The organism is Methanobrevibacter curvatus (genome assembly GCF_001639295.1).
Classification (GTDB): domain Archaea; phylum Methanobacteriota; class Methanobacteria; order Methanobacteriales; family Methanobacteriaceae; genus Methanoflexus; species Methanoflexus curvatus.
In genome coordinates this window covers 1-9,743 of the sequence record NZ_LWMV01000218.1, presented here as the reverse complement: position 1 = coordinate 9,743, position 9,743 = coordinate 1, and the positions used below count along the sequence as shown (strand labels likewise).

The 9,743-nt window shown below is 25.0% G+C and carries 7 protein-coding genes; 1 reads left to right on the top strand and 6 read right to left on the bottom strand.

Annotated features, from left to right (window positions below):
• On the top strand, positions 1 to 716 hold a 716-nt coding region (locus tag MBCUR_RS09195; protein ID WP_157077730.1), incomplete at its 5' end, for an Ig-like domain repeat protein.
• Between the two features lie 945 nt (positions 717 to 1,661).
• On the opposite strand, the gene MBCUR_RS09190 is transcribed toward MBCUR_RS09195, so the two are convergent.
• The 6 genes from MBCUR_RS09190 to MBCUR_RS09165 form a co-directional block, all read right to left on the bottom strand.
• Complete coding sequence (locus tag MBCUR_RS09190) at positions 1,662 to 3,578, bottom strand: SpoIIE family protein phosphatase (RefSeq protein WP_067092610.1); 1,917 nt, start codon at positions 3,576 to 3,578, stop codon at positions 1,662 to 1,664.
• A gap of 37 nt (positions 3,579 to 3,615) precedes the next feature.
• A complete protein-coding gene (locus MBCUR_RS09185; RefSeq protein WP_067092609.1) occupies positions 3,616 to 4,032 on the bottom strand; it encodes an ATP-binding protein in 417 nt (138 codons plus the stop codon).
• An 89-nt stretch (positions 4,033 to 4,121) separates the two neighbouring features.
• A complete protein-coding gene (locus tag MBCUR_RS09180) occupies positions 4,122 to 5,798 on the bottom strand; it encodes an MATE family efflux transporter (RefSeq protein ID WP_281190583.1) in 1,677 nt (558 codons plus the stop codon).
• Between the two features lie 91 nt (positions 5,799 to 5,889).
• On the bottom strand, positions 5,890 to 7,509 hold the full coding sequence (locus tag MBCUR_RS09175) for a GH3 family domain-containing protein (protein WP_067092607.1): 1,620 nt from the start codon (positions 7,507 to 7,509) through the stop codon (positions 5,890 to 5,892).
• A gap of 13 nt (positions 7,510 to 7,522) precedes the next feature.
• Positions 7,523 to 9,220 carry a GH3 auxin-responsive promoter family protein gene (locus MBCUR_RS09170; protein ID WP_067092606.1) on the bottom strand — a complete coding sequence of 566 codons (1,698 nt, stop codon included), beginning with the start codon at positions 9,218 to 9,220 and terminating at the stop codon, positions 7,523 to 7,525.
• A gap of 21 nt (positions 9,221 to 9,241) precedes the next feature.
• On the bottom strand, positions 9,242 to 9,538 hold the full coding sequence (locus tag MBCUR_RS09165) for an STAS domain-containing protein (protein ID WP_067092605.1): 297 nt from the start codon (positions 9,536 to 9,538) through the stop codon (positions 9,242 to 9,244).
• Between the last annotated feature and the right edge of the window lie 205 nt (positions 9,539 to 9,743).

Genomic DNA, 9,743 nt, shown 5'->3' with positions numbered 1-9,743 from the left:
CTGGTGATACAGTTAAATACACTATTACAGTTAAGAATAATGGTCCTGATGCAACTTCTACTGATGTAAGTTTCTTATTAAGTAATTCTCTAATTTATTTAAGTTCTTCTGATAATGGAGTTTATAACTCTCAAGGAAAAACTGTTAAATGGAGTTTAGTTTCTCTTGATAATGGAGGAACTACTAGTTTTGATGTTGTTGCTAGAGTTAATGGTCTTAGTCTTGTTGTTAGTGAGGTTAATGTGAGTACAGGTATTATTAATGTTGGTTCAAATTACACTAACTATCAATTTAAACCTATATCTCCTTATGATGTTGTTAAAAACAAAACTTACTTATTTGCATATGATGCAGTTGTTTATGTTGGAGATTATGCAATTTTAAAAGCTTTCTTAACAGATGACCCATTGGAAGGTAAACTTATTAGATTCTATATTGATGGTGAGTTAGTTGGATCTAACTATACAGATAGTAAAGGAATAGCTACATTTGCATATAAAACTACTAAAGCAGGTGCATTTGAGTATACTGCTAGATTTGCAGGAGATTACTTGTATCGTGCAAGTCAAGATACAGCTACTGTAAATGTTTTAGCTAAAGATAATATAGTTCCTAAAGGTAGCTCTGGAATGCAACATACTGGTGTTCCTATATTTGCATTACTTTTAGCGTTATTATCTATGTTTACTATTCTATATAGAAGAAAAAAGGAATAATTTGAACACATTTTAGAGGGGATATGGTTTATATTGCCTCTTTTATATTTTTTTTTTTTTTTTTTTTGAGATAATTATTTTATTTATCTCTTTATCCTATTTTTTTTAATTATAGTCCTGAAAGAAAAGATTCTAATCAATGATTTATGGAGATATTAATCTATTTCATAAATATAAGTTGTTATTATCTTTAATTTCTAAAATAATCTTTAATTGTTTTATATTAAAAAAATACATATTGTAATTATTTAGATTGATAAATAAATGAATATAAAATTTTTTAAAAAATATAATTAGTTATAAACTTTATTTTCATGACTATATTTTTAATTATAGTATATAGTATATTACCTAAACTTTTTTAACATTTTATGTATTTGCCTAACCAATTTTCATAAAATGATGAGGAGTCCACAAATTAATTAAATAACTCTGTAAAATGATTTTCTAAAAATTTCTCGTTTTTAATGAATTCATGTGATAATTAGATCTTTATTTTTCTTTATATATCTTCAATATGGTTTAAATAGGCTGATTTTGATGGTAAGTAGATTGAGTTCATATTTAAAATTTCATCTGTTGTTTTAATTATTTCTGTGTGGTGAACACTGTAATTGTCTAAAGCTATATTTATTTTTTTTCTTTTTTAAATAGCTTTTTAATGTCTGTTTTTTCTGTGAGTAGTTCTATTAGGTTTTTTTTCTTTTTTCTATTTTTTTTTTTTTTTTTTTTTTTTAACATTTGGAGTTAGCTTGTTACGATAATGTTTATTTTTGTTCATGGATTTGTTATAAGTTATTTTGTCACCAAATATACCAAACAGTTGCAAAATTTAAGCAACATCTTATATTAACGGAAATAAGAAATAATGTTTAAAGAATCATTCTTATATGAAATAAATAGATTGTGGTATTGATGAAAGATTATAATAAAACTATGAAAATGTTACTTATATTTTAATATTAGCATAGTAATGTCATCAAATTGTTCAAGACCTTCTGCAAAATTATCAACACCATTTTTTATTTTAATTAAAGACTCTTTTATATCTAAATTACTATTATTTAAGATATTAGCTATTTTTTCTTCTCCAAAGAATTCTTTATCTTTGTTGATAGATTCACTAATCCCATCAGTATACAATAAAATTTTATCTCCTTTGGTTAATTGTAATTCGTTGTTATCATAATTAATATTTTCCATAGGTCCTAAGACAAAGTTAGCTCTAGATTTAAGAAATTCATATTTTTGAGAATTGTTTTTTATTAAAGGAGGATTGTGTCCTGCATTTGTAAATTCCAACTTTCCAGTGCTTAACTCTAAAATTCCCATCCATGCTGTTAAAAACATGTTTTCGTCATTATCTACTGCAAGTTGATTGTTTACAATGTTAAAAATATGATTTGGTTTCATACCAAATTTGGCTTCATTTTTTAAAAGTGATTTAGACACCATCATAAATAGTGCAGCTGGAATTCCTTTACCAGATACATCACCAATTACAATAGCTAAATGATCATCATCAATTAAAAAGAAGTCATAAAAATCCCCACCAACTTCTTTTGCAGGTTCAAACAAAGCATAAACTTCAAAATCATCTGTTCTTAGAAATTCTTTAGGAAGTGCAGCTTCTTGAATTTTAGCTGCAATATTTAATTCGGTATTTATTCTTTCTCGCTCTGAAGTTACTTTTTCTAAATTTTTCATATATTTTTTTATATATTCAATCATTCGAATAAGTGATCTTGATAAAATTCCACATTCATTACTATTATCTACAAATTGATTAATTTGAGATATAATTGAAGAAGAATCCATTATTTTATTTTCACTTTGTATATAATCTTCAGCTGCCTCAGACATTGATTCTATTGGAGTTGTGATATTTTTTTCAATGTACCATAAAATGACTATTGAAAAAATATAAAATATAACAATATTAATAGCCATATCATTATAAATTTTAAGCCAAAAACTAACTAGGTTAGTAATATGTTGAAAAGAATAAAAATCTTCAATTCCATTTGAAACTGCTACTACTGCACCTAAATTAATAAATACTAAAATAAAAAGTTCAGTTAATGTTACTTTAGTTTTTTTATTAATTATATCTATTTCAATTGGTTTAAATACATAAAAAATTATAAGTAAGTAAAATATAACTCCTACATTGAATATATAATAATTTTGATTATAAAAAAAGGAATAAAAAGTATACACTAATCCAATTATTGTAGAAATAATAATTGAAAGATCAAATATTTTACCAGAAAGATACATTTTCTTTGGTTTAATTGGTTTATGCATTTTAATTCCAAAAACATTAGCTATTGAAATTATAATTGCCCCTATAATCATGGAAAAATTAAAATTATTAAATAATAATATTAAGCTAGTTAATGAAGAAAAATCAGAAAATCCTAAAGATCCTATTATAAAACAAATCAACCAAGTCATTGTTACACTAGTTATTATAATTACTATAATAAATTTTAATAAATTATTTACAGAATCTAAACGAGGAAATGTAAATTTGCCATTTAGAGAAATACCATACCATAATTTATAAGCTATATATCCAAATAAAAATTGAGCAAGAAATCCTACAATTAGTATAGATAAAGGATACCCTGCAATAATATCAGAAATTAAATTTCCAAAAGCTGCTCCTAAAGCACCCCAAAATCCAAACATCATTCCAAAAACAGGAGGAAGTGCACTTGCTGGTCGCATTTCAGATATTGTAAAAATTGGAAAAAAATAACGAAATGGCACTGCTACTACAATAAAAAGTAAACTACAAATTATAAATACAGTCATTTTTCGTTTATTTTCATTTGAATTTTTAATTTGAAAAACCATTTTTCTTCCTCTTATTTAACCTATTTTTAAAAAAAAACTATTTTAAAGATTTTTTAAAAGTTAAAATATTTTTTCCTTTTTTATATTTATATTCTAATTCATCAGTATTTTTCTTAACAAGAAAAAGACCTAATCCTCCAATTTTTCGATTTTCAATATCTGCATTTAAATCTGGATCTTCTTCTTTAAGAGGATTGAAAGGTATTCCCTTATCAACAAACTTAATAGTTAATACTGAACTTTCTTCATCAAATAAAGAATAAATAACTATTTTATTTTCACTCGAATCTTCCATATGTGCATATTTTACTATATTAATAAATATTTCTTCAATTACAAGTTCTAATTGCATTTGAAATTTAGGCAATAACTCATAGTATTTTAATTTAGAATTAATAAATTCTTGAACTTGAGATAAGTATTCCACTTTTCCAGGAACTACAATTTTTTCCATATTTACACCTATAACTATTATTAAATAATTATACCTATTAGCTATTATTAAATTAATTACACCTATAACTATTATTAAATAATTACATCCTATAATAATATTGTTAAGTTATTTAATCCAATTGTATTTCTATAATTAATATCTTTAGCTATTTCTCTAACTATTGAAATTCCAAGTTTATTTTTTGAAATATTGCTTTCATTACCATATTCTATTGGGTTAAATGGTTTACCATCATCCCTAATTCTAAAAATAACACCACTTTCAGTTAAAACAATCCTAATATCTATGTAATGTTGTTTAGATGATACAAAACCGTGCTCTACAATATTTCCTGCCATTTCTTCAACACATAAGGCAATTTTTTTAAGCTTATCATCATGTTGAGGATATTTATCAATGAATGAATAAACTTTATTAGATAATTCCATAACTTGATCCATATTATTTCCTATTGAAATTGCAAAACTAGCTTTAATATTCTTTTCAAAACTATCATCTAACAATAAAAAATCATTAATTTTTCTAGGCCATATTCCTGTTTTAATTCTTATTAAAATAATAAGACCAATTAAAGTAAAAGTTTCTCCAAGGAAAAAGCAAAGCCAAAGTCCATTAGAACCCATTATTGGTGTTAAAATGATTGCAAATAAAGATATTAATAAAAAACTATGTGCAAATCCAATATAATTAGCCATATAAGTATTGTTTATAGAACTATAGAAATTTAGAAATATAACTCCAATTAATGAAGGAGGAAGTGATAATGCAAATAAGCGAATAGAAATAGTTGCTGTTAGAAGAACTTCAGGGTTTTCACCAAAAAGACCAACTAAAAATGGTGCAAATACTATAACGAACAATGAAATAGGCAATATAATATATAAACCCCATTTAATTGAAATTTTTAAAAGATCAGCTAGTGAACGTCTATCCTCTTCACCATAAAAAATCCCACCTAGTAACATTGTTGTCATTCCCACACCCATAGCTACTGCACTTAATAATTGATTTATATTTGATTGAATAGACAAAGCTCCCATCACTATTACTCCACCAACCCATAATGCAAGATTATTAGTGAGAATTGTTCTTGCCATTGTAAAAACTCTATTTAGTGCTGTTGGTAATCCTATCTTAATAATATCAATAGCTTCTTTAAAATTATTGAGTTTTGATAAATGTAATGTATTTTTTTTACTTAAAAAATGAGTACATAAAACTAAAACACCTAAGCCATAGCTAATTGATGTTGCAATACCAATACCAAACATTCCTAAGTTGAATACTGTAACAAATAAAATATCTAATGTTATATTAAAAATCGTTGTAATTGTAATTGAAATTAATCCTAAATTTGGATTATTATCTAATCTAGTATATAAAAACAATATTTGAGAGAAAATTAAAGAAGTTGTCCCTAATATTAATCCAAACATGAAATCAGAAGCCATATGTGTTAAAGCCCCTTTAGCTCCTAAAAGAACAGATAAATAATCTACATAAAAAGGAGAAAAAATAGTTATTATTATTGAAGTTATAATGCCAATTAAACAAGTCATGGTGAAACTACTATTAACTTTTTCTCTTTCTTCACGACCAATATAATTAGAAGATAATATTGTACCTCCATTTCCAAAAACTGTTGCAAAAGCAAGAATTAAAATGAAAATAGGGGAAACAATTCCATAGGCAACCATACCTTCATTGCCAACAAAATTACCAATAACCAAACCATCTGTAACTATTCCCAAAGTAGCATTAATTAATCCTATTATTGAAAGAAATAGATATGATTTAAAAGATTTTAAAATTAAATAATTGTTTGTTAGTGTATTCTTAATTATAACGCACTCCTTAAGTTATAAGAATTTCCTTTATATATGATTCTAAAATTGAATCTTTACTTACAATTGTAGGTAATTTAGTTGAAGTTATTGTTTTACCTGATGAGACTACTTTTACAAATAAACTATCACGATAACCTGATTTCATAATAAACAATTTATTTAATTCTAATTTTAAATTATGCTTTAAATTTTTAATTAGATTCTCTCTAAATCTTAATTTATTAAAATCATTACTGCTAGGTTCAATAATGTAAGAAATACTTTTTTTATCATCTGAAGGAATTACTTGAAAAAAGCTAATAAATTCATTAGAATCTTTTTCAGTTTGCTTTAATACATAGTCAAATTGATTAACATACAATGTAACATCATTACAAACAATATTTTCACTTGATTTACATTCAAATTCAATATTTGGTGTTTTAAAAGTTTTACCTTTAAATGAAACAATGTCATGCAAATTATAACGATAAAGACCAGAATAAGTAGTTATTATTAATTCATATAGTTTTTTCTCTTCTATCTCTTCTAATGTTACTATTTCCCCACCATCAACTGGTAAAAACTCAAAAAAGGAGGAAAAAGGAGTTATTGGTCCTGCAGAAATATTTGCTTTAAAAGGCACATTAAATTTTCCTTCACTTGCACCATAACCCCATTCTAAAAAATCTACATCTTCACTTAAATTTCTTTTAATATCTTGTGCACACCTACCTACACTTGAAGAAAGCCAGCACCCCACAGTTTTAAAATTAAGCCATATATCTTCTGATTTAAGTTCTCCTTTTTTAGAATAAATTTCTTTAAGTTCTTTAGCCCTTTCTTTTGTATCTGGAAATTTAGATATTAATACTTCTTTTAAAGATGAATCAATATTTAAAGAAATAGTATGATTATCTAAATCATCAATCATTTTAAGAGTATTATTCTTAATTTCTTTAAGTAAAAAATTAAAATGAGCTAAATTATTACATATAACTCCAGTAAGTTCTTTTGAAGCTAATGTAAATAAAGCCATTAAGTAATCTTTATCTTCATTAGAAATATCTTTTGCTTGAATTAATTCTTGAGGTAAAATCATTTTAATATTTGCATCTTCATAGCTATTAATTCCTTGACCAGATGCTGCCATTATCGGAATTCCTCCTTCACTAAAACCATAATCTGAAGAGTTTGTAATTCCCAAAATATAAGGATTATCTAATAATCTAGGAGAAATTACAGCAAGCTGCACAGATCTAAGTTTCATTACAAGATTTTTAGCTATAAGTCCTCGCTCACTATCAGGGAAATACTTCATATTTCCAGTAGTTCCTGATGAAACTACAAAAGAATGAGTTGAGCCATTAAAAAGAATATCTTCTTCTCCTTTTTTCATTTTTGAAATATCATTTAAATAATCAGAATATTCGGAAACCGGGACATTTTTTTGAAATTCTTTAATTGATTTAATATCATTAAAAGAATATTTAATCCCAAATTCAGAAGATTTTCCATATTTTAAAATATCAAATAAGATTTCTTTTTGAATTTTATAAGGATCTTTTAAAAATTCTTGAAATTTAGAATATAATTTAAGTTCATCTAAGTTATTTAGTGATTCAGGAATACTTTTATTACAATCCACTATAAAAAACTCCTTATAATTCATTATCTATTAATGCAAAAAAGAACTTTCTTTGAGATTCATTTACAATAACTCTAGGTGGCTTTAATTGAGCAGAAGAAGTACCTTTCATAATCATCATATCTCTATATAAAAGATAAGTTTCTTCAAAAAGATAATCTAATTCTATTTCACCTAAAATTCCTTTTTTAATTTTATCACCAAAAGAAGGATTAGAGCTAGATAAATCATCTTGAATAAATTGTCTTATATCCTCTTTTTTTACACCTTCAGGAATGTTTAATGCTTCAATTAAAAATTTATATGTAGGTGGACTGCAATCTGAATCTGGATACATTGAAAATTCAATTAAATCAAAATTAAATTCTTTTTCAGTTCTATTAAGAGTATTTCTTAAAACAATTTCAGTTGTTTTCTCACCTGCTAAGTTTACTGTTTGATTTAACCTATATAAAAATTCCATTTTTGGCATATTATTAAACATACCACTAATACGAATAATATCTTGCATACGATACCTATAAAATCCAGAAATATTAGTTATAATAATTTCATATTCTTCACCTACTTTTAATTGATCTAAAGTAAGTAAACTAGTTAAATCTTCACTTTCAACAGGTCTAAATTCATAAAAAACATTATTAGGCATGAAAATGGAGTCTTGTGTTTCTAAATCATAAGGCACTGAAAAATTCCCTTCAGAAGCATTTAATCCCGTATATAAGAATTTTACATCATCTCCTGTGTATTTTTCTTTTATTTTTTTAGCATAGCTTGCAAAACCACCAGTACCAGTTCCTGCTAAAATCGCCAGACTAGGCCATATTTTTTTAACAATATGATTATCAAACCCTTCTTTAAATATTTCCCTAAGTTCTGCAGCCCGATTAGGTTCAGGTTCTATTTTTTCCATTAAACTTTCTCTAACCTTATTAGACATTTTAATAGTTTCATGAATAGTGCCTTTTTCAATATCATTAACAAGTAATTCCCAATCACTTTCAATATATCTTAATATTTCTAAAAAAAAGTTATAAAAAGCACATTGAACCATACCAACATTTTTTTCCATTAATCCAAATCGTGCATGTAAATATCTTGTATTGGTATCATTTTCTGGGAAAAAAGCCTCAAAAGGAGAAGTAAATAATTCTTTAATATAATCTTTAAATTGAAGCATGAATTTTGCAGAAATTGCCCCATATGTAGCACCAGATTCTAATGTTTCAATAGAGAGCTCAATAAGACTCATTGTTTTAGAATCAATCCAATTTAACCCAATTTTATCAGCAACCAAAGCTTTTAAATAAGAATTTGTACAATCTTGCATTGATTCTTGTGCATTTACAGAAAAAGGTATTTTTTTAGGATTCCCTAATGTTCCAGATGATTTACAGTAATGATCTACATTATAAGCAGTAATTAGCTCACTAGTTCCATTCATAGCCATTGGAAGTATATATTCTATATAATCATCATATTCTGTTACCGGTACTTTTGATTGAAATTCTTTAATGGATTTTATATTTGCAAAGTCATACTTTTTACCATAAACTGTGTCTTTATTATCCTCTAATAATTTTAATAAAAATTCTTCGTTATGTTTGATTGGGTCTTTAGTCATTTCCATAAAGTTTTCATAAATCTTTTTTCCATTAGAAATATCTTTAAGGTTTTTCTGACCAGATAAAGTTAATTTAGACACATCCATTATTTCACCAAATATTTTTATTTATTCTATAGTTAAAATGTCAACAAAACCAGTTGCATCAAAAACTTCCATAACTAAGCCATTTACATTTTTAATAAGCATCTTTCCTTGTGCATTCATTATTTTTTGAGTTGAAAGAATAACTCTTAGTCCTGCACTTGAAATATAAAATAATTCTTCAAAATCAAAAGTTAATTCTTTAATATCTGGAAGATCATTAGATAATTCTTTCTCTAATATTGGGGCAGTATTTGTATCTAATCGTCCAATAATTTTCACATCTAAAGAACTTTCATCTTTATTTTTAATTAATTCCATTTAAAACTCTCCTTAAATAAAACATATTTTTATATAATATTGTAATCATTTAATAACAACATCAATAATAATATTAATAGCAATAATATTAATATTAACAATAATAGTAATAGTAATAATAAATTTAGCAATATTAATAATAATAATAATAATAATAATAATAAATTTATATATTATATTTACTTAATTTAATGTTACTTATATA